Genomic DNA, 22,105 nt, shown 5'->3' with positions numbered 1-22,105 from the left:
CGCGCGCGGCCGCCCTGGCCGCCTGCCTTTTGTGCCATGAATGCAACATCCCGATGGAAATTCCTGCGGGCTTGGCCAAGGGCCGGGACTCCCGCAACTCGCCTAACGTAAGCTCGCCGCGTTCTTGAACATGAATTCGGCTCGGAGGGGCTTGTGAGCTTGGCCCAGTTTGCCTGGCAAGGTGTGTTGCGTGTCGCTGGTGTCGCGTTGGCGGTCGCCGGGTTCGCTGCTCACGCGCTGGCCCAGGCGCCTGCTCAGGCCCCTGCCCGGACATCGGCGGAGGTAGCCGGGAACCGGATCTCCTCCGCGGCCTTGCCGGAGGACCGGTTGCAGGCCCGGCAGACCGAGCTGCTGGCGGCGATGCTGCGCGATCCGGCCAATCTCGACATTGCCTTCGAATATGCGACCGTGTCGGCCCGCCTCGGCGACTACGAGGCGGCAATCGGGACCTTCGAGCGCATGCTCATCTATGCGCCGGGCCTGCCGCGTATACAGCTCGAACTCGGTGTTCTCTACTACCGCCTCGGTTCCTTCGACGCGGCGCGGTCCTACTTCGAGGCGGCCCTGCAGGCGCCCGACGTTCCCGCTGAAGTCGAGCAGCGGGTGCAGACCTTCATGGCGGCGATCGACAATGCCGAGGAACCGGCGAAGTTCTCCGCCACGGTGGTTTCCGGTCTGCGCTGGCAGTCGAATGCCAATGCCGGCCCCGGTGGACGGCTGGTGACGCTCAATGGCGTGAATTTCCTGCTCGATGACACGGCTGTCGGCCGGGCCGACTGGAACGTGTTCGTCGCCGGCAATATCCATGCGGCCTATGATTTGGGCACCCAAGGCGATCTGCTGGAGGCGGATCTGCTTTTCTACGGAGGGCGCTACTTCGACACCACGCGGCTGAACAGTGAATTGGCGGAGCTGACCTTCGGCCCCTCCTTCAACCTCGCGCGGTTCGATATCGACAATGCGCGGTTCGGCGTCTACGGCATTTTCTCCGGCGTGCGTCTCGACGACACGAACTACTCCGGCGCGACCGGCTTTGGTGCCCGCGTCGCTGCCCAGCCGAGCCTGCGCTCCGCGCTGACGGCCAAGCTCGAATACCGCTACCGCTGGTTCCGCGACAGCGCCGTCTATCCGACGGTCAGCAACCGCAACGGCTACCAGATCCTCGCGGAGGCAGCCCATAGCTACCAGCTGACGGACGACTGGTCGGCACGCCTTACGGTACTCGGCGACTATGAGAATGCTGCGGCCCTCTTCGAGCAGAGCTGGGAGCTTGGGGCCGGCATCGGCGCCACTTACCGGTTCGCCTCGCCGGTCGACATGATCGAGGCGCCCTGGTCGCTGGACTGGGACGCCGGCTACATTCGCCGACAATACGATCAGCCCGATCCGGCGGTCAGCCGCACCGAAAGCCAGAGAGACAACGAATTCTGGGTCCGCAGCGGTCTGACGGTGCCGCTGCGCGCGGATGTCGCGCTGGCCCTGTCAGCCGAGTTCCGGCGATTGCAGTCCAATTACCAGACGCGCGATTATTCCAATACGTCCGTGACGCTGAGCGTCGTGAAGGCGTTCTGAAACCTGTCTTTCGGCTGTCGGAGCGAGGAGCCTGACATGCACAAGCACCTTGGCGCTGCCGGCGTCGCCGGTATGGCACTGTTGCTCGCTCTGCCGGCTTCCGGCGCCAGCGAACGCGTCGGTGTTGCCGCGGCGGTCAACCAGGACGCTTCACGAACCCCGCCGGGGGCAGCGGCGCGCACGGTCATTCTCGGAGACAACCTGATCTTCCGCGAGCGTGTCGAAACGCGCGGCGACGGGCTCGTCCAGATCCTGCTGGTCGATGGCTCGACCTTTACGGTGGGTGCCAATTCCGACCTGGTGATCGATGAATTCGTCTACGATCCGGATGCGGGAACGGGCCGTCTCGTCGCCTCGTTCGGCAAGGGCGTTGCCCGTTTCGTCGGCGGCAAACTGAGCAAGAACGCAGGCGGCGTCACCGTCAAGACGCCCGTCGGAACGATCGGCATTCGCGGCGGCATCGCCAACCTCAATGTGCAAGGAGAGGAAAGCCGGTTCTCGCTGCTCTTCGGCGATGAACTGAGTTTCATCGGCAGGAACGGCGAACAGAGCCGCATCTACGAGCGCGGCTACACGCTCTCCGTCGCCGCAGCGCTGTCAGGGGGGCTGCAGCGCCCGGTCGTTCGCCGTACGACACAGGCCGATATCAGCGGCGTGCAACGGGGGCTGGCCGGTTCGCCGGGGCAATCGGGCGGCGCACCGGCCCGTCCGACCGACAGGACGGTCTCCCGCTCTCCGGTGGGGGGCGTGAACTCCGGCCGGTCCGCGACCAACGTCGCGCCGCGGCCGAAACCGCAGGTGGTGCGCTCGACCAACATCAACGAAAGCGGCCATGTCACCAATGTGATCAACCGGGGCGCCAACAGCGATATCGTGCGGCGCACCGACCCGCCGGCCGACGGATCGACCGTCAGCCTTCGCGTGCTGTCGGCAGGGGCGTCCTACAGTCCTGCCTCCGAGACATTCTCCGTGACCGACCCCGGTGCCCAGGGACTGCTTGGCGGCAGCGCCGCGGCGGACCGCGAGGTTGTTTTTACCGTCGGGGAGGACGGCACGCAGATGACCGGAACGGTGGATGGCGAAACACTCACCATCCCCTTGCCAAGCGGCGGCGAAGCCGCCTTCCGGGTGGTGACGAGCGGCAATCGCGTCGTGGTGGGGACCGTTCACAGGACCGGCGAACATTTCGTGGCCTTCACCTATTTCGAGGAGATTTCGGCCTCGTTCCTGAGTGCGTTCGAGGGCGGGTCGACGCCGGTTCTGGCGACCAGCCAGCCGGTTTTCGGCTTCTGGGGCACACGCACCGATCCGGCTGCCGTTCGGGCCGGGAACGGCGCGCAGGTGCGTCGCTACCGGTTGTCCGCCGATCCGGTCCAGACGGCGCGGCTTGGCGCCGGCCACGATCTCTATTTCCTCAATCCGATCGCAGCGGATGCGCTCGGTTCGGCTTTCCTGGCCAATGTTCGCACCAGCGACCTTCTGCTGGTCGCCGGCGACGACCTGATCGCCGATGATCCGCGCTTTCTTGTCGCTTCGATGAACATCGAGGGCAGCGGCGCTTCCCAGGCCTCGGCGCTTTCGCTGTCGGTCGGGCGGATCCACGAGGACGAGACCAGCGGTTTCGTCGTCGCCGGCCCCCGCCGCGGTGGTTACCGCACATCGGCGGTCGCGCCTTCGGTCTCCTTCGCCGGCCCAGTCGGCTCGGTCGCCGCTGCCGATGGCAGTCATGTCTTCGGTCCGGATGCGGAGACCTTCGTGCTTGGTTACGGGGTCGGGACGCGGGATGTGGGGCACGACATATCGGCCGTTCCGCCTTCGCCTTACAACAGCCCGGGCGAGCAGGTGGCGGGCTATCTGCATGTGGCTCAGCTCCACTCGGTCTCGCCGATCGGGGAGTACACGCGCACCTCCCGCACCCTCAACGGCTTTGCCTCGGGGATGGTGGAAGCCGGATCCCGTGGCGGGGTGGCGACACCGTTCTGGTCGGTGACGCCGGATGCGCTCGCCATGATCTTCGACGCGACCTCCAACTCGGTCGGCGCCAGGATGGTGGTGGCGGACATCCATGACCGCGACCCGCATCTTGCCGGCCTTGTACTCGGGTTCGGCGACAGCCTGTTCAATACCGGTGCCGGCGGCCAGTCGGCGCTGATCGATGATGGCACCTATGCCCTGACCCATAATTTCGGCGAGACCTTCGCCATCACCGATACCGAGGAAGTGCTGGTGCCGGACAGCAATCCGCGCAGCTACATGGTGCCCTCGACACTGGTCGGCGGTGCCGATGACGCCCTGTTCACGGACGTGGCGCGTTGCACCTGCGCTTTCCTTGAATGGGGATACTGGGGCACCCGGATCGCCGGCGAGGATACCTCTGTCACGGGACCCGGTGCGCGGCGCAATGACATCGTGCATCTGGGCACCTGGGCGGCCGGTGATGTTTCCACCTTCGGCGAGTTGCCGATGGCGGGGTCGGCCTCTTATTCGGGACACGCGGTCGGCAATGTCGCGCGGAGCACCGAGGGCGGACAGGCGCAGTATCTTGCGGCCGGCAATTTCAACATGACCTACAATTTCGCCTCGCGCCTCGGCTCGGCCAGCATCACCGGTTTCGATGGTGTGGATGTCGGCGGGACGGTTGCCGGGCTGGTCGGGCCAGCCTCCTCGCTCAACCGGTTTGGCGGTGCCATCGCCGAGGTGGAGGGGGATATTTCCGGCACGCTGACCGGCGCCTTTGTGCGCGGCCCGGCCGGCCCGGCGCAAGGCGTGGTCGGCAGCTTCGGGCTGAGCAATCCGGCCGGCACCTACACGGCGACCGGTGTCGTCGTCGGCCAGCAGTAGGGTCTGGCCTCGCGCTGAAACCTGTTCCTTTCCAAGGCGGTGAAGCATGGCCGGCAGCTTGCGCCGGCTTTCAAACCGGGCTTGTGCAAAACTTGCAAGCTGTCGCTGGACAGGCCGGGAACGAGCCTCTATAAGACCGGCACTTCGAGGCGTCGCGGATGATCGCGAACCGCCCGGGCCCAGGTAGCTCAGTTGGTAGAGCAGCGGATTGAAAATCCGCGTGTCGCTGGTTCGATTCCGGCCCTGGGCACCACCCATCCCCTTGAAAAATCTTGTTATCGGCCCTGGCGAACCCGGGGCAACCATGTCCGGCGACCGGACATCGGCTTTCCGGGTGTTCGGGCATGGTCTGGCGAGGGGCAGGGGACGCGGTCGGGCAGGGCGGTTGCCGGTGGCAACGGCCTTTCGTCAAGACAGCCGCAAAACCCTCCGGAGCGGCTTTTGTCGGGGCTGACTGCCGGGATCGGCCGGGCCGGGGCAGGGTTGAACAAAACCGTCTGATGGAGGAGGTTCGCAGAACCTGACCTGTGGCCGTCAATACGGGGAACCCGCGAAGTGACAACGCTCTATGTCGATGCCGATGCCTGCCCGGTCAAGTCCGAGGTGGAGCGCGTGGCGACCAGGCTGGATATCCCGGTTGTGCTTGTCTGCAACGGCGGCCTGCGTCCTTCGCGCAATCCGCTCGTCTCGCTCAGGATCGTCGCCGAGGGGCCGGATGTGGCCGACAAGTGGATCGCCGAGCATTGCGGCCCCGGCGATGTCGTGATCACCGCCGACATTCCCCTCGCGGACAGGTGCCTGAAAGCGGGGTCGCACGTGCTGCAGCACGACGGCCAGATCCTGAACCAGTCCAACATCGGCGGGCGGCTCGCGACCCGGGACCTGATGCAGGATATCCGTGCCGCCGATCCGTTCCACCAGGGCGGGGGGCGCTCCTTTTCGCAGGCGGACCGGTCCCGGTTCCTGCAGGCGCTGGACAGGCTGGCGCGGCTGGCACTGAAACAACAGTAGGAATCGGGGCGACCCGGTATCGGGCCTTTGTTGCGACGGGCATCGCCGTTGCCGGCCCGCTCTCCTTCCTTGCTGCCCCGCGTGGCACGATTGCCCGGGATGGGACCGTTGAAACCCGAACGGGATCGGCCCGGTTGCCGGCCGGTCTCTGCAATCCTGCACATCCCCTCGAACGTTGCGGTCAAGGCCGCAGCCGGAGCGCATGCCGGTTTGCGCGACTGTTCGGCCGATCCCGTCGTCCTGCCGGACTGTTGTCATTTGCCGCACTGTCATCTGCATGACACGTCGCGCCTCTAAGCAAGAAACCGAACGAAATGACGTCTTGTTTGGCTTTGCCGAACAAGAGGGCAATCTGAAGGTGCTCAGCGATGTTGTCGGTTGCAGATGTCGAGGTGACCTATCCAAACGGGGTCATGGCCCTCCTTCCAACGAACGCGACCTTCCGGCGTGGCGGTTTTTTCGTCCTGCTGGGAACCTCGGGCGCGGGGAAGTCGACACTGTTGCGCTGTCTCAACGGGCTTGTCCGGCCAACGCGCGGCGACGTTCTTTCCGAGGACCGCGGGTCGATTTTTTCCAGCCGCTCGGCTCTGCGCGCGCATCGCCGCAGGACCGGCATGGTGTTCCAGCAGCATCACCTGATCGGCCGATTGACTGTGCTCCAGAACGTCCTGATGGGGCGCTTGTGCGAGTATGGCACGCTGCGTTCGATGTTGCCGCTGCCGCGTGCCGACCGGCTGCTCGCACTGGAGGCGCTCGACCGTGTCGGGCTCGCCGACCGCGCCCTGCACCGCGCCGACCAGCTTTCGGGCGGCCAGCAGCAACGGGTCGGGATTGCCCGCGCCATGGCGCAGCGCCCCGCCATCATGCTGGCCGACGAGCCTGTCGCCAGTCTTGATCCCGAGACCTCCCTGAAAGTGCTGGGCGATCTTCATCGGATCTGCCGAGAGGACGGCATCACCGCCATCGTCAGCCTGCACCAGGTGGACCTCGCCCGCCGGTTCGCCGACCACATCATGGGGCTGTCCCTGGGCAATATCGTTTTCCAGGGCGGACCCGAGCAGCTCTCCACATCCGCACTCGACAAGATCTACAAGACCGCCAGCCCGAGCTTGTCGGAAGCGGCCGAGTAGCGAACACCGCCACCAAAGCCAAGAGGATCAATCATGAACCGTCGTCAAGTTCTTGCCGCCGCATTCGCGGTCGGCATGATGGCTGCCGCCAGCCCGGCAATCGCCGACAAGTCCAATCCCGACACGTTGCGTGTGGCGCTGTTGCCGGACGAGAATGCGTCGACGCTGATCCAGAACGCCCAGCCGCTGAAGGAATATCTCCAGGTGGCCCTCGGGAAGGACATCGAGATCGTCGTCACCACCGACTATTCCTCGATGATCGAGGCGATGCGCTTCGGCCGCATCGAGGTCGCCTATTTCGGGCCGTTCTCCTACGTTCTTGCCAAGACAAAGGCCGCCGAGATCGAGCCGTTCGCGGTCGGTGTCGAGAAGGGCAAGCCCAACTATCAGTCGATCCTTCTCGCCAATGCCGAAGGGCCCGTGAAGGAGCTCAAGGATGTCGAAGGCCGTCCGTTCGCCTTCGGCGACCAGGCCTCCACCTCCAGCCACCTCGCGCCGCGCGCGCATCTGGCAAGGAACGGCCTCATCGGCGAGACCCATTACAAGGTCGTGCATCTGGGCAAGCATGACGCCGTTGCCCGTGCCGTCGCCGCCGGCCAGGTGCCTGCCGGTGCCCTGTCGGAGCAGATTTACCGCACGCTGGTCGAGGGCGGGAAGATCGATCCGTCCAAGGTACGCCAGCTCGCGCTTTCGGACCCGATCCCCAACTATCCGATGACGATGCAGGGCTATCTGGCGCCGGAGCTCAAGGACGCGATCAAGAAGGCGATCCTCGAGCTGAACGATCCCGAGATCCTGAAGCTGTTCCGCGTCGAGGGGTTCGCGCCCGCCACCGACAAGGACTACGACGTCCTGCGCGACATGGCGAAGGTGCTCGATCTCAACATTGCCAAGATGTGAGGACCCGTCGATGGCATCGGTCTCCTTCGATGCGATCCTGGCCGACGAGCGCCGTTCCGCCTTGCGCGGCGCGGGGCTCGTCGCCCTGATCGCGCTGGCCTGCATCGTCTCGCTGTGGGTCACCGGGTTTTTCGACGCTGCGCGCTTTGCCGACGCCGGCCCGGCCATCTCGCAACTCGCATCCGAGATGGTGCCGCCTGACTTTGGCCGCTGGCGGATGTGGCTGCGGCCGCTGGCTGACACGCTGGCAATGTCGATCGCGGGAACAGTGCTGGCGGTCGTGTTCTCGCTGCCGCTGGCGCTTCTTGCCGCCCCGAACACCGGCCCAGGCTCGGTTGTGCGTGTCGGCGTGCGCACGCTGCTGGCGTTCCTGCGGTCCGTTCCGGAAATCATCCTTGGCGTGCTGTTCGTCGCCGCCGTCGGTTTCGGCGCTCTTCCGGGCGTGCTGGCGCTGGGGCTGCATTCGGTCGGGATGGTCGGCAAGTTCTATGCCGAGGCGATCGAGCATGTCGATCCGAAACCCCTGGAGGCGGCGCGCGCCGCCGGTGCCACCCCCATGCAGGTCATCCTGCACGCCGTGTTGCCGCAGGTGCTGCCTCAGCTGACCGATGTCACGATCTACCGCTGGGAATACCATTTCCGCGCCTCGGCCGTGCTTGGCATCGTCGGCGCCGGCGGTATCGGCTTCGAGTTGATGGCGGCTCTGCGCCTGCTTGCCTACGATCAGGTCTCGGCGATCCTGCTGTCGATCCTGGCCTGCGTCGTCGTGGTCGACGCAATCGGCGCATTCCTGCGCAAGTCCCTTAAATAAAGACAAGAAACGAGGAACGAAGTGAACAAGTCGCCGCTGCCGCTCGTCGTCATGACGAATGTCGTCTTTCCTGAAACCGTGGCGTTGTTCGAGGGTGTCGCGCGGGTCGTTGTCAATGACCGGCCCGAGCCGTGGCCGGCCGACGTGATGCGTGAGCATTGCCGCGAGGCGGTCGGCCTCATGGCGTTCATGACCGATCGCATCGACGGCGCGTTTCTCGATGGCTGTCCCCGTCTTCGTGTTGTCGGCGCCGCGTTGAAGGGGTTCGACAACATCGATGTGGAGGCCGCAACCCGGCGCGGCGTCCAGGTGACAATTTGCGAGGACCTGCTCACGGCCCCGTCGGCGGAACTGGCGATCGGCCTGATGCTCTCGTTGGGCCGGCACATGCTGCCGGGAGATGCCGGGATCCGGGACGCCGGGTTCGGGGGTTGGCGACCGGTCCACTATGGCGTCGGCCTCGCGGATGCCGAGGTCGGCATTGTCGGCTTCGGCCGGGTCGGCCAGGCGATTGCCGAGAGGCTTGCCGGTTTCGGCTGCCGGATATCGGCCTTCGACGCCTCGCCGGGCGCGTTTCCCGAGCGGTTCGACGCGTCTGTCGCGCGCCGCGGTCTTCCCGAACTTCTGGAGAACAGCGACTTCGTCGTGCTTGCCTTGCCGCTGACCCCGACAACGCTCCATCTGATCGATGCCAGCGCCATCTCGACCATGAAAACCGGCGCCCTCCTGATCAATCCGGCGCGAGGTTCGCTGGTCGATGAGCAGGCGGTCGCGGACGCTCTGGAAGGCGGCAAGCTGGCGGGATATGCTGCCGACGTCTTCGAATGCGAGGACTGGGCGAGGCCGGACCGGCCGGACTGTGTCAATCCGCGTCTTCGTGAAAGGACCGCCTCGACCGTGCTTACCCCGCACCTTGGATCGGCGGTGACGCGCGTTCGCCGCGAAATCGAAGCCTCGGCGGCGCGCAGCATCATCGACGTTCTGAGCGGAAGGCAGCCAGCCGGCGCCATCAACGTGCCTGCCGACACCGGCAACGGGCCGGACACGGAAATGCGCAGGACCTCATGATCAACCTTGTCCATGTCCGCACGTTTCTCGCGGTTGTCGACGAGCGCGGTGTGCGCGCGGCCGCCAAGGCGCTCGAGCTTTCCCCGTCCACGGTTGCCGAGCACATGAACCAGCTCGAAAGCGACCTTGGCGCGCCGCTGGTCTTTCGTGATGGCCGCTCCACCCGTGCAACCCGGCAAGGAGAGCGCTTTCTTCCCTACGCACGCTCGCTGATCGGAACGGCCCTGCGTGCCCGCGAGCTGATCGACCGGCCGGTCATACGCATGTCTGCGGCAAGCAACGTGGGGACCTATCTGATCCAGAAGCCGTTGGCGGAATTCAGTCGCCGCACGGGCGTCAAGGTCGAGTTGTGGATCGGCCCGAACCCCGACGTGGCGGAGCGTCTGGCGAAAGGCGAGGCCGATCTCGTCGCCATGGAGTGGTGGGACCGGCGTCGCGGCTACCAGGCCATGTCGTGGAGACGGGAGGCCCTTGTCGCCATCGTCTCGCCCGGGCACCGATGGGCGGCGCGCAAATCCGTTTCCATCGAGGACCTTCTCGAGGAACCGGTGCTCGGCGGGGAACCCGGCAGCGGAACAGGGAGGCTCCTGCGCGAGCGGCTCGGCCCCCTGGCCGACCGGCTGAAAACCGTTTCCGGCTATGGAAGCACCGAGGCCGTGAAGCGCGCGGTGCGGGCCGGGCACGGCACGTCGGTCGTGCTGGCGGCGGCCGTTCTTGACGAGATCGCGTCCGGCCAGCTGGTCGCTCTCGACATCGCAAGGACCGAGTTGCACAAGGAAATCTGGCTGGTAACGCCCGAGCACATGCCGGCCGGTTCGCCGCCATCCAGACTGGTGGCCGAACTTCAGGCAGCGCCCTGACGCCGTCCGCCCCGTGAAGGCCCGGCGGCGACGCTCCCGCCCGGCCGGCGGTGTCTGGACGAAGGCATCAGGTCGCGGCGCTGGCCGATCCGCCGTCCGCCCCCGCTGCCTTGCGGATCCTGCTGAAGCTCATTGCAATATGCGCGCGCCTCACATGGCCGGCGGCGACCAGGTCGCCTTGTTCGACCGCCTCGGTTATGTCGGCGACTTCGCGCTGGAAGGTGGCGAACTCGTTATTGATGAGTTCCTCGAAATTTCTCAGGCGCGAGGCCGTCTTCAACCAGATGCGGGCGGTCTGGTAGTAGAGCCGCTCGCTGATTTCGCGCAGCGGCTCATTGGCGGTCAGCGTGGTGAAAAGGTGGAAGAATTCCATGTTGATCTGTGAGAAGGAACGCGGATCGCCGTCGGCGACCATCTGGTCGCAACGCGCCCGGATGTCGCGGAACCGTGCGACCAGTGCCTTGTCGACGACAACCGGAGACAGCTTGCCGGTGAGCTCGGCCAGTTCGACGCGCAATTCATAGACCTGGGCCAGTTCGTCGGCCTCGATGTCGGTGACGATCGTGCCGACGCCGTGCATGGAGCGAAGCAGGCCTTCCGCCTCCAGCTTGACAAGAACGCGCCGGATCGGGGTCCGCGACACGCAGAACTCGTCGGCGAGATCTTCCTCGCGCAGACGGCTGCCCGGCGCGTAGTCGAGCAGACAGATGCGCGCCCGCAAGGTCTGATAGATCCGCTCAAACCGCCCCCTGGCCCCTTCGTCGGCAGGGCCTGCAGCTGCGCGTCTGCCCGTCATCGGCTATCTCCATCCCGGTTCAAAAGCGTCTCTCCTGCGCTGCGGGTGAGCGTCGCAGCTTTTCCGGTATTTCCAGGCGGACGGCAAGGTGCCCGGATTGCATGACGGCTGGACCGGGCGCGTGCGGCTGCCGGGTTCCGGCAACCTTGCGCAAATATCCATTTCTGAAACCGGGCGGTTCAGCCACCGGCACACGTCGTCCCTGTTGAGGCGGAGGCGCCGCCAATGTGTACATCTTAAAGGCAAATTTCTCAGAGTGTCGATTTTCTCACGTAAACCGCACCAAATATCGTTGACACGATCTGATGCTGCGTGATGTTGTGCACAACATAAGAAATCAGAGATTGATGGAACACAGGAGCAGCCTCATGAAACGCGCCTTCTTCAAGGGTCTTGCCACACTCGGCATGGCCATGTTCGCTTATGGTTTTGCCGGTGCCGCCAACGCGCAGTCCCTGCTGGAACGCGCGGAAAAGGGCGAGGCGATCCGCATCGGTTTCGCAAACGAGATTCCGTTCGCCTATCCCGGTGACGACGGCAGCCCCAAGGGCTTCGTCAACGCCTACACGATCGGCGTTCTGAAGAAGATGGGCTTCGAGAACATCGAGCCGGTGCAGACCGAGTGGGGCGGGCTCATTCCGGGCCTGAATGCCAACCGCTTCGACATCGTCACCGGCGGCATGAACATCCTGGCCAGCCGCTGCGAGAACATCGCGTTTTCCGAACCGATGGCGAAGGTCGGGGACGGCTTCATCGTGGCCCCGGGAAATCCCAAGAACATCAGCGATTACAGCAGTCTCGTGGATAGCAACGCAGTGATGGTCACCGGCGCCGGCTATTCCAACATCGAGGCGGCGAAGGCCGCGGGCGTTCCCGAGGCCAACATCATGCAGGTGCCCGGGCCTACGGAAATCCTGGCTGCCGTGCGCGCGGGTCGTGCCGATGCCGGCGCGGGTACGTATTTCACCATGACCCAGCTTGCCGACAGCTCCGGTGGCTCCGTCGAGGTCTCCGATCCCGATGCCATGCCGGAGGATTCGTTCAACTGGGCCGGCATCGGTTTCCGCAAGGCCGACCAGGCGTTCCTCGACAAGTTCAACGCTGCGCAGGCGGAGTATATCGGGTCCGAGGAAATGCTCGCCGCGGTTGCCGAGTACGGCTACGGGAAAGGCTCGCTTCCCGGCGACAAGACCACCGAGTGGGTTTGCGCCAACCGCTGACATGACGACGGGCGGGCCGGCTTGTCCGGCCCGCCATCCTCCGGCGCATGGGCAGGCATCGCCTGCCCGGCCTTCGCGGCCTTGAGCAAGGTCTGAGCGGCATGTCCTATTTCGAGTTTCTCGGCCAGTATGGCGACCGCATCGCCAGCGGCACGCTTGTCACCGCGGCCTTGACCGTTCTCGCCGCGCTTCTGGCCGTGGCTGTTGCCGTTGCCGCCGGCCTGATGCGCATGGCGCCCAATCTGGCGGTCCGCGGCGTCGCGACCGTCTATATCGAGATCTTCCGCGGCACCTCGCTACTGGTCCAGCTTTACTGGATCTTCTTCGTGCTGCCGCTCTTCGGCATCACGCTGGAAAAGTTCACGGCCGGCTTCGTCGCCGTCGGCATGAACCTCGGCGCCTATGGGGCGGAACTTGTTCGCGGCGCGATTCTCTCCGTGCCGAAGGGGCAATGGGAGGCGGCGCTGGCGCTCAACATGTCACCGGCCAAACGCATGATCCGGGTGATCCTGCCGCAGGCGGTGCTCATCATGCTGCCGTCCTGGGGCAATCTTCTGATCGAACTCCTCAAGGGCACCGCGCTCGTCGCGCTGATCTCCGTCGCCGACCTGATGTTCCAGGTGAAGCAGATCAACGGAACGACCTTCCTGTCCGCGGAAACCTTCGGCACCGCGCTGATCATCTACTACGTGCTGGCGCGCTTCATGATCACGCCGTTCATGCGCTGGCTCGAACGGTTCATGATGCGCAAGATGGGGAGGGCCTGAGCCATGTTCGACTGGCGCTGGGACTTCACCTTCGAAATCCTGCCCCGTCTGCTGGTGGCGACCGGCAACACGCTGCTGGCGGCCGGGCTCGGTTATGCCATCGCGGTGGTGCTGGGGCTGGTGCTCGCCCTGGCACAGCGCACCCCGTTCAGGCCGCTCACCATGGTCGTGCGCGAGGCGGTCGAGTTCGTGCGCTCGACGCCCCTGGTCCTGCAGATCTTCTTCGTCTTCTATGTCGGGCCGCAATTCGGCATTCGCCTGTCGCCATGGACAGCCGGCATGATCGCCATCGGCCTGCACTATGCGGCCTACCTGTCGGAGGTCTATCGCGGTGGCCTGGAATGCGTGCCGAAGGGGCAGTGGGAGGCGGCCAAGTCGCTCAACCTCTCGACGCAGCGCACGTATTTTCGCGTCATTCTTCCGCAGGCCCTGCCGCCCTCGCTGGCGGGCATGGGCAACTACCTCGTCGGCATCTTCAAGGACACGCCGATGCTGTCGGTCATCGGCGTTGCGGAACTGATGCACACGGCCAATGCCATCGGCTCCGAAACCTACCGCTTCCTCGAGCCCTTCACGCTCGTCGGCATCATCTTCCTTTGCATTTCGCTGCCAACGGCGGCTGCAGTCCGGTTCTTCGAGACCTGGGTGCGCCGCAAACTCGGATTGAGCTGATGGACACCAGAGACGTATCCGGCTTTCCCCTTGTGCTCGAGGGCGATCCGACCCCGATGGTGAGCTTCAGGAAGGTCACCAAGTCCTACGGCAGTCTGGTGGTCCTGGACTCGCTCGACCTCGATGTGGCGGAAGGGGAGATGGTGACGGTCATCGGCCCGTCCGGCTCGGGAAAGACCACCGTGCTGCGCATGCTGATGACGCTGGAAACCATCAATGGCGGCGTCATCTATGTCGATGGCGAGCCGCTGACCCACATGCCGGAGGGAGGCGGGCTGGTCCGCGCCAACAACCGGCACCTGCGTCAGATGCGCTCGAAGATCGGCATGTGCTTCCAGCATTTCAATCTCTTTCCGCACATGACGGCGCTGGAGAACTGCATGGAAGGTCCCGTGCATGTGCTCGGCCTGTCGAAACAGGATGCCCGGGAGCGGGCCGAGGAGCTGCTTGCGATGGTCGGCATGGCCGACAAGCGCGACCAGCATCCCTCCCGCCTGTCAGGCGGCCAGCAGCAGCGCGTCGCCATCGCCCGGGCGCTTGCCATGCGCCCCAAGGTCATGCTCTTCGACGAGGTGACTTCCGCGCTCGACCCGGAAGTCATCGGCGAGGTCACCACGGTGATCCGCAAGCTCGTTTCCGAGCACAATCTCACCATGCTCATGGTCACGCACCAGATGGGCTTCGCCAAGGACATTTCCGATCGCGTCTGCTTCTTCTATGGCGGCCGCATCGAGGAGCAGGGCACCCCGGACGAGTTGTTCGGCAACCCGCAGAAGGAGCGCACGCAGCAGTTCCTGAGCGCGGTGAAGGAGGCAGGTTGACCATCGATCTTGCCGACATCCTGGCGGCGCGGGCGACGATCGCCGGCGTGGCCGTGCGAACGCCGCTGGTGCCCTCGCCGCATGTCAGCGGCCTTTCCGGCAACGAGTTTCTGATGAAGCTGGAGACGACACAGCCGATCGGCGCATTCAAGCTGCGCGGCGCGCTCAACGCGGTCGCCGCCGTTCCGGCCGGTGCCCCTGGCGTCACTTGCTGCTCCACCGGAAATCACGGCCGGGGCGTCGCCTATGCGGCGCGGGCGAAGGGGCTGAGAGCCGTCATCTGCATGTCCTCGCTGGTGCCGCAGGCGAAGGTCGACGGCATCCGCGCGCTGGGGGCGGAGGTCCGCATAACCGGCCGCAGCCAGGACGATGCACAGGTCGAGAGCCTGCGGCTGGCGCGGGACGAGGGATTTGTCGAAATCTCGCCCTTCGACGATCCGCTGGTGATCGCGGGGCAGGGCACCATCGGCCTGGAGATGCTGGAAGACAGGCCCGACCTTGCCGCGATCCTCGTGCCGCTGTCCGGCGGCGGGCTTGCCGCCGGCGTCGCGTTGGCGGCGAAGGCGGTCAAGCCGTCGATCAAGGTCATCGGAGTCACCATGGACAGGGGCGCGGCCATGTACGCGTCCGTCCGCGCCGGAAAGCCGGTCGAGGTGGAGGAAGTGGCAAGCCTTGCCGACTCGCTTGGCGGCGGCATCGGGCTTGAGAACCGGTTGACCTTCGCCATGTGCCGCGACCTTCTCGACGACTATGTCCTCGTCACCGAGGACGAAATCTATGATGCGATGCAGACGCTCTATTACGAGGACCGGATGGTGGCGGAAGGTGCCAGCGTCGTCGGCATCGCCGCCACGAAGGCCGGCAGACTGCCTGCGTTCGACGGTCCGGTGGCGACCATCCTGACGGGGCGCAATGTCGACATGACCAGCTTCACCGACGTCGTCGCGGGGCGGGGCGTCCGGCTGGGCGATGTCGAGGTAAGGGGACGCAGCTATGGCGCATGAGGTGACCATCCTGACCGAGGCCGAATTGCGGGGGCTGGTGAAGCTCGACCTGCCGGCCGTCGAGGTGGTGGAACGGGCGTTTTCCGCCCTTGCCTCCGGAACGGTCGTGATGCCGCCGATCCTGTCGATGGCGATCCCGCAGGCCAATGGCGAGGTCGACGTGAAGACGGCCTACATCCCCGGCTTCGACGGGTTCGCGATCAAGGTCAGTCCGGGCTTTTTCGACAATCCGAAGATCGGCCTCCCGAGCCTCAACGGCTTGATGATCCTGTTTTCGGCCAGGACCGGTCTTGTCGAGGCCATGCTGCTCGACAATGGCTACCTGACGGATGTGCGCACGGCTGCTGCCGGCGCCGTCGCCGCACGGCACCTTGCCCCGTCGAGGGTCGAGACCGCGACGGTCATCGGCACCGGCATCCAGGCACGGCTGCAGATCGAGGCGGCCCATCTGGTGCGCCCGTTCTCCCGCGTTCTCGTCTGGGGGCGCGACATGGCCAAGGCGCGCGCGTGCGCCGCCGACCTCACTGAGCGGCTGAAGATTACGGCCGAGGCCGTTTCTGACCCGGCCCAGGCTGTGGCGCAGAGCCAGCTCGTCGTGACGACGACGCCGGCGGAAGACCCTGTGGTCAGGGCCGAATGGCTGCATCCCGGCCTCCACATCACGGCAATGGGCTCGGACCAGGCCGGCAAGAACGAGATCGAGGCGGCGGCGCTTGTCGCGGCCGATCTTTATGTCTGCGACCGGGTCAGCCAGTGCGAACTGTTGGGCGAGCTGCGCTCTGCCATGGCCGCCGGCGTGTGGCGCGGCGGCACGCCGCCCGAGCTTGGCGAGATCGTCGCCGGCCGGCAGACGGGGCGCACCTCCGACGATCAGGTCACGATTTGCGACCTGACCGGCACCGGCGCGCAGGACACGGCCATAGCGACCTTCGCCATGAAGGCCGCACGCAAGACCGGTGCAGGCTCCACCATCCTGACCTGACACGGGTCGTGGTCCTGCCCGGGCGGTTCGATGCTGTCAGGTGCCGCGCAGCGCCTTGTAAACGCGGCTGGTCGGGCGGATGCCCATGTCGCGCTCGATGAAGGCGACCGCGTCGAGCAGCGGCTCCATCGAGATTTCGCAGCTGTAGCCATCGCCCTGCAGCAGGTGGAGAACGTCCTCGGTCGCGACGTTGCCGCTTGCGCCGGGCGCGAAGGGGCAACCGCCGAGCCCGCCGGCGGCTGCATCCACGGTGCGGATGCCGAGACGCAGCGCCTCGGCGACATTGGCGACGCCCATGCCGTAAGTGTCGTGAAAATGCGCGGCGAGTTCCGTAACCGGCACGTGCCGTGCGACCGCCTCCACCACCGCCGCGATGCGCGCCGGCGTTGCCTTGCCGAGTGTCTCGCCGAGTGAAATCTCGCCGCAGCCCATGTCGCGAAGGGCGCGTGACACCTCCGACACCGGGTAAGGGGTGACCTCGCCCGAATAGGGACAGTCGGTGATCGTCGAGACGTAGCCCCGCACGAAAACCCCGGCATCCCGTGCCCTTGCAACAAGCGGGCGGAAACGGGCGAGCGATTCCGCCACCGTCCGCCCGATGTTCTTTTCCGCGAAGGCGTCGCTTGCGGCGGTGAACACCGCGATGGCGCGCGCCCCGCTTTCCAGCGCCTGATCGAGGCCACGCTCGCTGGCAACGAGCACCATGTCGCCGTCCCGCCCGCGCGAGCCGGTCGCGGCCATCACCTCGGCGGTGTCGGCCATGCGTGGCACGGCTCTGGGCGAGACGAAGGAGCCGACCTCGATGCGCCTAGCGCCGGCGCGGCGCAGATGCTCGACGAGGCCGATGCGTGCCGTCGTCGCGACGGGGTCCTTGCGGGCCTGCAGCCCGTCGCGCGGGCCGACTTCGACGATTGCAACGCGCTCGCTCATCCTGGTCTCCTCGCGGCTCTGGCTTACTTGCCGGCGCGCAGCCGCGCGAGGATCTCCTCGGCGACGTCCTGTCGGACCTTGCCGAGCGCCTTGAGCTCGCTCGCCACCTGGTCGATCTCATCCCCGACCGCGCCCACGAGCAGCGCGACGTTCTGGGCATGCAGCGCCATGTGGCCTTTCTGGATGCCGGTCGTCGCAAGCGCGCGCATCGCCGCGAAGTTCTGGGCAAGGCCGATGGAAACGATGATGCGGGCCAGCGCATCGGCCGTCTTGACGCCGAGGATCTCAAGGTTGGCCTGGGCGGTCGGGTGGATCTTCGTCGCTCCGCCGATCAGGCCGACGGCCATCGGCATTTCCAGGATACCGACAAGGTTGCCGTCGCCGTCCGCTTCCCAGCGCGACATCGAGCGATAGTGGCCGTCCCTGGCCGCGAAGGCATGGGCCCCGGCCTCGATGGCGCGGGTATCGTTGCCGGTCGCCAGCACCACGGCGCTGACGCCGTTCATGATGCCCTTGTTGTGCGTGGCGGCCCGGTACGGGTCGGCATCGGCGAAGCGATAGGCCGACAGCATGTCGTCGCGCACCTGCTCTCCGCCGATCTCGGCGAGCGGCCACACGGCCCGGGCCCGCACCACGCGCCGGTCGGCAAGGTTGGTCAGGATGCGCAGCAGGCTGCGCGCACCGGTCCATTCGACCAGTTTCGGCGCCAGTGCCTCGGCCATGCTGTTGACGGCATTCGCGCCCATGGCATCGCGCGTATCGACGATGATGTGGACGATGGTCATCGGCCCTTCGTCGGTGTCGATGACGCGAATGTCGAGGTCGCGGAAGCCGCCGCCGAACTTGACCAGAAGCGGGTCGGTCTCGTCGCAGATGGTGCGGATCTCGTCCATCCGCTCATAGACCTTGAGACGAACGTTTTCCGGGTCGCTCGCGCCCAGAAGCTGGATCTGCGCGGCCATCACCGGACCGCTTGAGGAGGTGCGGAAGCCGCCGGTCGGTCGGCAGCGCTTGGCTGCGTTGCACACGGCGGCGACAACGGAGGATTCCTCCGTTGCCATTGGCACCAGCACCTCGTGCCCGTCGACGATCATGTTGGTGGCGATGCCGACCGGAATGGACATGGCCGAGATGGCGTTCTCGACCAGGCGGTCGGCCAGTTCGATCTGCCCTTGCGCGGCGGCGGAAAGGTTGGCGATGGCCGCGTTGCCAAGGCCTGCCTGCCGGGCCACGGCCTGGAGGCGGGCCTCCGGGGTCATCTTGTGGAGGCCTTCGATACGGGACGATCGGGCGTCGCTCATCATGTGTCCTGTTAGTTGATCATGGAGTTGGGAAGCCAGAGCACCAGCTCCGGGAAAGCCGCGCAGATCAGGATCCCGAGGGCCTGGAGCAGCATGAAGGGAATGATCGCGCGGTAGACGGTGCCCATGCCGATGCCGGCGGGCAGCACGCCCTTCATGTAGAAGAGCGTGTAGCCGAAGGGCGGGGAGATGTAGGCCATCTGCGCCGAGACGAGGAACAGGATGCCGAACCACAGCCTGTCGAAGCCGAGGAAGTCGATCACCGGCAGGAAGACCGGCACGCAGAGCAGGATGATGCCGATTTCATCGAGGAACATGCCGAGGAAGAACAGCATGGCCAGCATTACGGCAAGGACGATCCAGCGGTCCGCGTCAAGCGTCTGGATGAAGCCGAGCAGGAAGTCGGCGCCCCCGGTGCCGGTGAAGATCGCGACGAAGGCGCGGGCGCCGATGGTGATCCACAGGATCATCGTCGTCACCTTGACCACGTCCATCCCGACGTCCTGCAGGAGCTCCCAGCCGAAACGCCGTTCAATGATCGCCGAGACGAAGGCAAGCGCGACGCCGACAGCGGCCGCCTCGGTCGGCGTGGCGATGCCCATGTAGATGGTGCCGAGCACGCCGACGATGATCAGCATGGGCAGGACCAGCGACTTGAGCGCGGCGATGCGGATGCCCCAGGTGATGTCCTCGATCTCTTCCGGGCGCGGGGCGATCTTCGGGTTGAGCGCGGCCCGCAGCACGATGTAGCCGATATAGAGCGAGGCGAGCAGCAGGCCGGGAACCACGCCGGCGATGAACATCTGGCCGATGGAGGCCTGGGCCGTCACCGCATAGACGATCGTGATGACGGAGGGCGGGATCAGGATGCCGAGCGTGCCGCCGGCGCAGATCGTGCCGATGGCCAGTTCCGGCTGGTAGTTGCGCTTCAGCATCGAGGGCAGCGCCAGCATGCCCATGGCCGCGACGGCGGCACCGACGATGCCGGTCATCGCGGCGATGATGGTGCAGATGGCGATGGTGCCGACAGCAAGCCCGCCGGGCAGGCGCCGCGACCACAGCTCCATCGCCTTGTAGAGGCTCTCGATGACGCCGGAGCGTTGCAGCACGCTTGCCATCATCACGTAGAGGGGGATCGCCAGAAGCGATTCCGAATGCATCGTGTCGTAGAGATTGAGCACGGTGACGGCCAGTGCCGCCTCGCCCCACAGCGTGATGGTGAAGACAAGGGCGAGGGCGCCGAGCGTGAAGGCAAGCGGCACGCCGGTCAGCAGCAGGCCGACAAGGCTTGCGAACATGACCGCCAGGACGAGTTCTGAACTCATGGCCGTGCCTCCTCGGCCGGGGTGCGCGCAGCGGGGGCGAAGAGTTCGACCAAGGCTTGGGCGAAGAGCATGACGAAGGCGAAGGGCACGATGAACTTGACCCACCAGATCGGCGGGTTCCAGGCGGAGAAGCTGGTTTCGCCGAGGGCGTAGGCGTTCATCGCCAGCGGCCAGCTGACCTTTGCGAAGACGGCGGCGAAGATCGCGATCACCGAGAAGGTGAAGATCTCCAGCATTCGCCGGGGGACGCCCGAGACACGGTCGCTGAGAATGTCGACGGAGACGTGACCGCGCAGATGCAGCAGGTAGGGACCGGCCAGCATGAAATGCGGCCCGAAGACAAGCGTGCTTGCCTCCATTGCCCACACGGTCGGGGCATTGAAGACATAGCGTGCCACGACCTCGTAGAGCAGCATCGGCACGACGGCGAAGATGATGGCGGCCGCGACCACGAAAAGGATCCGGTTGAGGCCGGTGACAAGGGAGCTGAGCGTTTTCATGGGCTGCCGTGTAGCCGCGTCCGGTGCGGCAGGAAAGGGCGGGCAGCACAGCGCTGCCCACTAGTGTCCTGACGCTAGTCACCCGCATATGACGTTTGCGGCAAACAGCAGCGGGCTCTCGCCGCACGTCGTATTCAGGAAAGTGACCAGCAAGCTATTGTTTCTGGACCGGCTTTCGGTTCGTTGCATCCGTTTCGGAGCGTGCCGCAACCAATGCAACGAACCTCAAGTCGTCCACGTCAGGCGTCGGCTCAGAGCAGGCCGAGCGACTTCATGAAGGCCGTCTGGCTTTCGACGATCTTCGTCGCCAGCGCGTCGCCCTTGGTCGCGTTGGACCAGGACTGGACGGCCTTGGAGCGGGCCTCAGAGATGTCGCCCTGGTCGAGATGGATCACCTCGACGCCCTTCTCGCGATACTTGTCGAGCACCTCGGTGTTCTGCACGATGATGCGCTGGCGCAGCGATCCCGAGATTTCCCGCGCAGCGACGGCAAGGGCTGCCTTGAAGCTGTCCGGCAGGGCAGCATGGGCTGCCGAGTTGGCGACATAGCTGGTCGCGGTCGTCGGCTGGTGCACGCCCGGCAGGATGATGAACTTGGCCACCTCGGCGAGGCCCGCCTCGTAGTTGGCGGTCAGGTCGCCGCGGTCGGCGAAGTCGATCAGGCCCTTCTCGAGGCCGGAATAGACTTCCGCCGTCGCCATCGGCGTCACGGCAACGCCCAGATCGCCCATCACGGCCGAGGCGAGGCCGACGAAACGGCCCTTCTTGCCGGCCATGTCGGCGATGCTTTCCATGCGCACCGTCGAGTGGATCGGCTCCTCGCCATAGACGGTCGGCGCGATATAGGTCAGGCCTGCCTTGCCGTAGGCTTCGCGGGCCATGTCGAGGCCGCCGAGCTCGTAGAACCACGCCTCGTACTGGTCCGGATCGGGGAAGCCGAAGGGGATGGTCGAGGTGAAGGCGAAGGCCGGGATCTTGCCCGCCTCGTAGCCGTCGAAGGTCTTCATCATCTGGAATGCGCCGGAGCGCACCGCGTCGAAGGCCTGTGCTGCGGGAACCAGCTGACCGGCCGAGAAGAGCTTGATCTCGAACTTGCCGTCGGTCAGTTCGCCGACGCGCTCCACGAACTTCTTCTCGAACTCGAACGGCGTGGTGCCACCGTCCCAGAGCGCCTGCATGCGCCACTGGACGGTGTCCTGCGCATTGGCGATTGCGGGCATTGCAAGCGTGGCGGTGCCACCAAGTGCCGATGCGGTCAGGAACCGGCGGCGGTTCAATGCGGTCATGTGTTTCCTCCCAGGGATGGTTTGATTGTCGACCGACGTAAATTGTCATAAAATAGACTGGGACAATCAAGGGACAGTCTCAGGCATTTTTGCGATGACTGTCCCAATAATCGGAGTGGGACAGTCATCGCAAAAATTAGCAATGCACGGGTGACTCGCGCCGGACGGATTGTCCAGCATGTAAGCGGTCTTTTGTCAGCTGGAGCCTACAAGCCGGGAGAACGTCTGCCGTCGGTGCGCCAGGCGGGGCGCGAGCACGGCGGCTCCAAGAACACGAGGGGCGATGCTTATGACCACGTCGGGCGGCA

Annotated in this window: 20 protein-coding genes and 1 tRNA gene; 15 read left to right on the top strand and 6 right to left on the bottom strand. The window is 65.6% G+C overall.

What is annotated here, in order from left to right; all coding sequences use genetic code 11:
- Positions 1–153 precede the first annotated feature (153 nt).
- The 9 genes from ACN0T5_RS00105 (at position 154) to ACN0T5_RS00065 (ending at position 10,193) form a co-directional block, all read left to right on the top strand.
- Positions 154–1,572 carry a tetratricopeptide repeat protein gene (locus tag ACN0T5_RS00105; protein ID WP_417766578.1) on the top strand — a complete coding sequence of 473 codons (1,419 nt, stop codon included), beginning with the start codon at positions 154–156 and terminating at the stop codon, positions 1,570–1,572.
- A 36-nt stretch (positions 1,573–1,608) separates the two neighbouring features.
- Positions 1,609–4,413 carry a FecR domain-containing protein gene (locus ACN0T5_RS00100; protein WP_417766577.1) on the top strand — a complete coding sequence of 935 codons (2,805 nt, stop codon included), beginning with the start codon at positions 1,609–1,611 and terminating at the stop codon, positions 4,411–4,413.
- 177 nt (positions 4,414–4,590) lie between these two features.
- Positions 4,591–4,666, top strand: a tRNA-Phe gene (locus ACN0T5_RS00095).
- Between the two features lie 302 nt (positions 4,667–4,968).
- Positions 4,969–5,424: a YaiI/YqxD family protein gene (locus ACN0T5_RS00090; RefSeq protein ID WP_417766576.1), complete on the top strand. Its 456-nt coding sequence runs from the start codon at positions 4,969–4,971 to the stop codon at positions 5,422–5,424.
- A 368-nt stretch (positions 5,425–5,792) separates the two neighbouring features.
- Positions 5,793–6,554: a phosphonate ABC transporter ATP-binding protein gene (gene phnC / locus ACN0T5_RS00085; RefSeq protein ID WP_417766575.1), complete on the top strand. Its 762-nt coding sequence runs from the start codon at positions 5,793–5,795 to the stop codon at positions 6,552–6,554.
- 33 nt (positions 6,555–6,587) lie between these two features.
- A complete protein-coding gene (gene phnD, locus ACN0T5_RS00080; protein ID WP_417766574.1) occupies positions 6,588–7,454 on the top strand; it encodes a phosphate/phosphite/phosphonate ABC transporter substrate-binding protein in 867 nt (288 codons plus the stop codon).
- 10 nt (positions 7,455–7,464) lie between these two features.
- Positions 7,465–8,265 carry a phosphonate ABC transporter, permease protein PhnE gene (gene phnE, locus ACN0T5_RS00075; protein WP_417766573.1) on the top strand — a complete coding sequence of 267 codons (801 nt, stop codon included), beginning with the start codon at positions 7,465–7,467 and terminating at the stop codon, positions 8,263–8,265.
- A gap of 21 nt (positions 8,266–8,286) precedes the next feature.
- Positions 8,287–9,333 (top strand): NAD(P)-dependent oxidoreductase, encoded by a 1,047-nt coding sequence (locus ACN0T5_RS00070; RefSeq protein ID WP_417766572.1) that lies wholly within the window; start codon positions 8,287–8,289, stop codon positions 9,331–9,333.
- Positions 9,330–10,193, top strand: coding sequence for a LysR family transcriptional regulator (locus tag ACN0T5_RS00065; RefSeq protein WP_417766571.1), 864 nt, complete (start codon positions 9,330–9,332; stop codon positions 10,191–10,193). The genes ACN0T5_RS00070 and ACN0T5_RS00065 overlap by 4 nt, the downstream gene beginning before the upstream one ends.
- A 67-nt stretch (positions 10,194–10,260) precedes the next feature.
- Here the strand turns inward: ACN0T5_RS00065 and ACN0T5_RS00060 are convergent, their stop codons facing one another.
- Positions 10,261–10,989, bottom strand: a complete 729-nt coding sequence (locus tag ACN0T5_RS00060) for a GntR family transcriptional regulator (RefSeq protein ID WP_417766570.1) — start codon at positions 10,987–10,989, stop codon at positions 10,261–10,263.
- A 368-nt stretch (positions 10,990–11,357) separates the two neighbouring features.
- On the opposite strand from ACN0T5_RS00060, the gene ehuB reads away from it, so the two are divergent.
- The 6 genes from ehuB to ACN0T5_RS00030 all read left to right on the top strand — a co-directional run bounded on the left by ehuB (position 11,358) and on the right by ACN0T5_RS00030 (position 16,455).
- Positions 11,358–12,209 carry an ectoine/hydroxyectoine ABC transporter substrate-binding protein EhuB gene (ehuB, locus tag ACN0T5_RS00055; RefSeq protein WP_417766569.1) on the top strand — a complete coding sequence of 284 codons (852 nt, stop codon included), beginning with the start codon at positions 11,358–11,360 and terminating at the stop codon, positions 12,207–12,209.
- A gap of 101 nt (positions 12,210–12,310) precedes the next feature.
- Positions 12,311–12,976 (top strand): ectoine/hydroxyectoine ABC transporter permease subunit EhuC, encoded by a 666-nt coding sequence (ehuC, locus tag ACN0T5_RS00050; RefSeq protein ID WP_417766568.1) that lies wholly within the window; start codon positions 12,311–12,313, stop codon positions 12,974–12,976.
- 3 nt (positions 12,977–12,979) lie between these two features.
- On the top strand, positions 12,980–13,648 hold the full coding sequence (ehuD, locus tag ACN0T5_RS00045) for an ectoine/hydroxyectoine ABC transporter permease subunit EhuD (RefSeq protein WP_417766567.1): 669 nt from the start codon (positions 12,980–12,982) through the stop codon (positions 13,646–13,648).
- Positions 13,648–14,469 (top strand): ectoine/hydroxyectoine ABC transporter ATP-binding protein EhuA, encoded by an 822-nt coding sequence (ehuA, locus tag ACN0T5_RS00040; RefSeq protein WP_417766566.1) that lies wholly within the window; start codon positions 13,648–13,650, stop codon positions 14,467–14,469. The genes ehuD and ehuA overlap by 1 nt, the downstream gene beginning before the upstream one ends.
- Positions 14,466–15,473: a hydroxyectoine utilization dehydratase EutB gene (gene eutB, locus ACN0T5_RS00035; protein ID WP_417766565.1), complete on the top strand. Its 1,008-nt coding sequence runs from the start codon at positions 14,466–14,468 to the stop codon at positions 15,471–15,473. Before ehuA ends, eutB begins: the two co-directional genes overlap by 4 nt.
- Positions 15,463–16,455 carry a cyclodeaminase gene (locus ACN0T5_RS00030; RefSeq protein ID WP_417766564.1) on the top strand — a complete coding sequence of 331 codons (993 nt, stop codon included), beginning with the start codon at positions 15,463–15,465 and terminating at the stop codon, positions 16,453–16,455. The genes eutB and ACN0T5_RS00030 overlap by 11 nt, the downstream gene beginning before the upstream one ends.
- Positions 16,456–16,491: 36 nt before the next feature.
- Here the strand turns inward: ACN0T5_RS00030 and ACN0T5_RS00025 are convergent, their stop codons facing one another.
- From ACN0T5_RS00025 to dctP, 5 genes are all read right to left on the bottom strand, one after another.
- Positions 16,492–17,385 carry a hydroxymethylglutaryl-CoA lyase gene (locus ACN0T5_RS00025; RefSeq protein WP_417766563.1) on the bottom strand — a complete coding sequence of 298 codons (894 nt, stop codon included), beginning with the start codon at positions 17,383–17,385 and terminating at the stop codon, positions 16,492–16,494.
- A 23-nt stretch (positions 17,386–17,408) separates the two neighbouring features.
- The gene (locus ACN0T5_RS00020; protein WP_417766562.1) at positions 17,409–18,686 is read right to left on the bottom strand and encodes a hydroxymethylglutaryl-CoA reductase, degradative; all 1,278 of its coding nucleotides are present in this window, start codon (positions 18,684–18,686) and stop codon (positions 17,409–17,411) included.
- An 11-nt stretch (positions 18,687–18,697) separates the two neighbouring features.
- The gene (locus tag ACN0T5_RS00015) at positions 18,698–20,011 is read right to left on the bottom strand and encodes a TRAP transporter large permease (protein ID WP_417766561.1); all 1,314 of its coding nucleotides are present in this window, start codon (positions 20,009–20,011) and stop codon (positions 18,698–18,700) included.
- A complete protein-coding gene (locus tag ACN0T5_RS00010) occupies positions 20,008–20,511 on the bottom strand; it encodes a TRAP transporter small permease subunit (protein WP_417766560.1) in 504 nt (167 codons plus the stop codon). The genes ACN0T5_RS00015 and ACN0T5_RS00010 overlap by 4 nt, the downstream gene beginning before the upstream one ends.
- Positions 20,512–20,762: 251 nt before the next feature.
- Positions 20,763–21,797: a TRAP transporter substrate-binding protein DctP gene (gene dctP / locus ACN0T5_RS00005; RefSeq protein WP_417766559.1), complete on the bottom strand. Its 1,035-nt coding sequence runs from the start codon at positions 21,795–21,797 to the stop codon at positions 20,763–20,765.
- Positions 21,798–22,105: the final 308 nt, after the last annotated feature.

Source organism: Stappia sp. (assembly GCF_048261845.1).
Taxonomy (GTDB): domain Bacteria; phylum Pseudomonadota; class Alphaproteobacteria; order Rhizobiales; family Stappiaceae; genus Stappia.
Note: the sequence above shows the minus strand (reverse complement) of the source record. Positions and strands in the feature narration are given on the sequence as shown.

What these genes read in the sequence shown, in the direction of transcription:
- ACN0T5_RS00100 (WP_417766577.1), top strand. Translation starts at nt 1,609, where the DNA reads ATGCACAAGCACCTTGGCGCTGCCGGCGTCGCCGGTATGGCACTGTTG.
- phnC (WP_417766575.1), top strand. Translation starts at nt 5,793, where the DNA reads ATGTTGTCGGTTGCAGATGTCGAGGTGACCTATCCAAACGGGGTCATG.
- phnD (WP_417766574.1), top strand. Translation starts at nt 6,588, where the DNA reads ATGAACCGTCGTCAAGTTCTTGCCGCCGCATTCGCGGTCGGCATGATG.
- phnE (WP_417766573.1), top strand. Translation starts at nt 7,465, where the DNA reads ATGGCATCGGTCTCCTTCGATGCGATCCTGGCCGACGAGCGCCGTTCC.
- ACN0T5_RS00065 (WP_417766571.1), top strand. Translation starts at nt 9,330, where the DNA reads ATGATCAACCTTGTCCATGTCCGCACGTTTCTCGCGGTTGTCGACGAG.
- ACN0T5_RS00060 (WP_417766570.1), bottom strand. Translation starts at nt 10,989, where the DNA reads ATGACGGGCAGACGCGCAGCTGCAGGCCCTGCCGACGAAGGGGCCAGG.
- ehuB (WP_417766569.1), top strand. Translation starts at nt 11,358, where the DNA reads ATGAAACGCGCCTTCTTCAAGGGTCTTGCCACACTCGGCATGGCCATG.
- ehuC (WP_417766568.1), top strand. Translation starts at nt 12,311, where the DNA reads ATGTCCTATTTCGAGTTTCTCGGCCAGTATGGCGACCGCATCGCCAGC.
- ehuD (WP_417766567.1), top strand. Translation starts at nt 12,980, where the DNA reads ATGTTCGACTGGCGCTGGGACTTCACCTTCGAAATCCTGCCCCGTCTG.
- ehuA (WP_417766566.1), top strand. Translation starts at nt 13,648, where the DNA reads ATGGACACCAGAGACGTATCCGGCTTTCCCCTTGTGCTCGAGGGCGAT.
- ACN0T5_RS00030 (WP_417766564.1), top strand. Translation starts at nt 15,463, where the DNA reads ATGGCGCATGAGGTGACCATCCTGACCGAGGCCGAATTGCGGGGGCTG.
- ACN0T5_RS00025 (WP_417766563.1), bottom strand. Translation starts at nt 17,385, where the DNA reads ATGAGCGAGCGCGTTGCAATCGTCGAAGTCGGCCCGCGCGACGGGCTG.
- ACN0T5_RS00020 (WP_417766562.1), bottom strand. Translation starts at nt 18,686, where the DNA reads ATGAGCGACGCCCGATCGTCCCGTATCGAAGGCCTCCACAAGATGACC.
- ACN0T5_RS00015 (WP_417766561.1), bottom strand. Translation starts at nt 20,011, where the DNA reads ATGAGTTCAGAACTCGTCCTGGCGGTCATGTTCGCAAGCCTTGTCGGC.
- ACN0T5_RS00010 (WP_417766560.1), bottom strand. Translation starts at nt 20,511, where the DNA reads ATGAAAACGCTCAGCTCCCTTGTCACCGGCCTCAACCGGATCCTTTTC.
- dctP (WP_417766559.1), bottom strand. Translation starts at nt 21,797, where the DNA reads ATGACCGCATTGAACCGCCGCCGGTTCCTGACCGCATCGGCACTTGGT.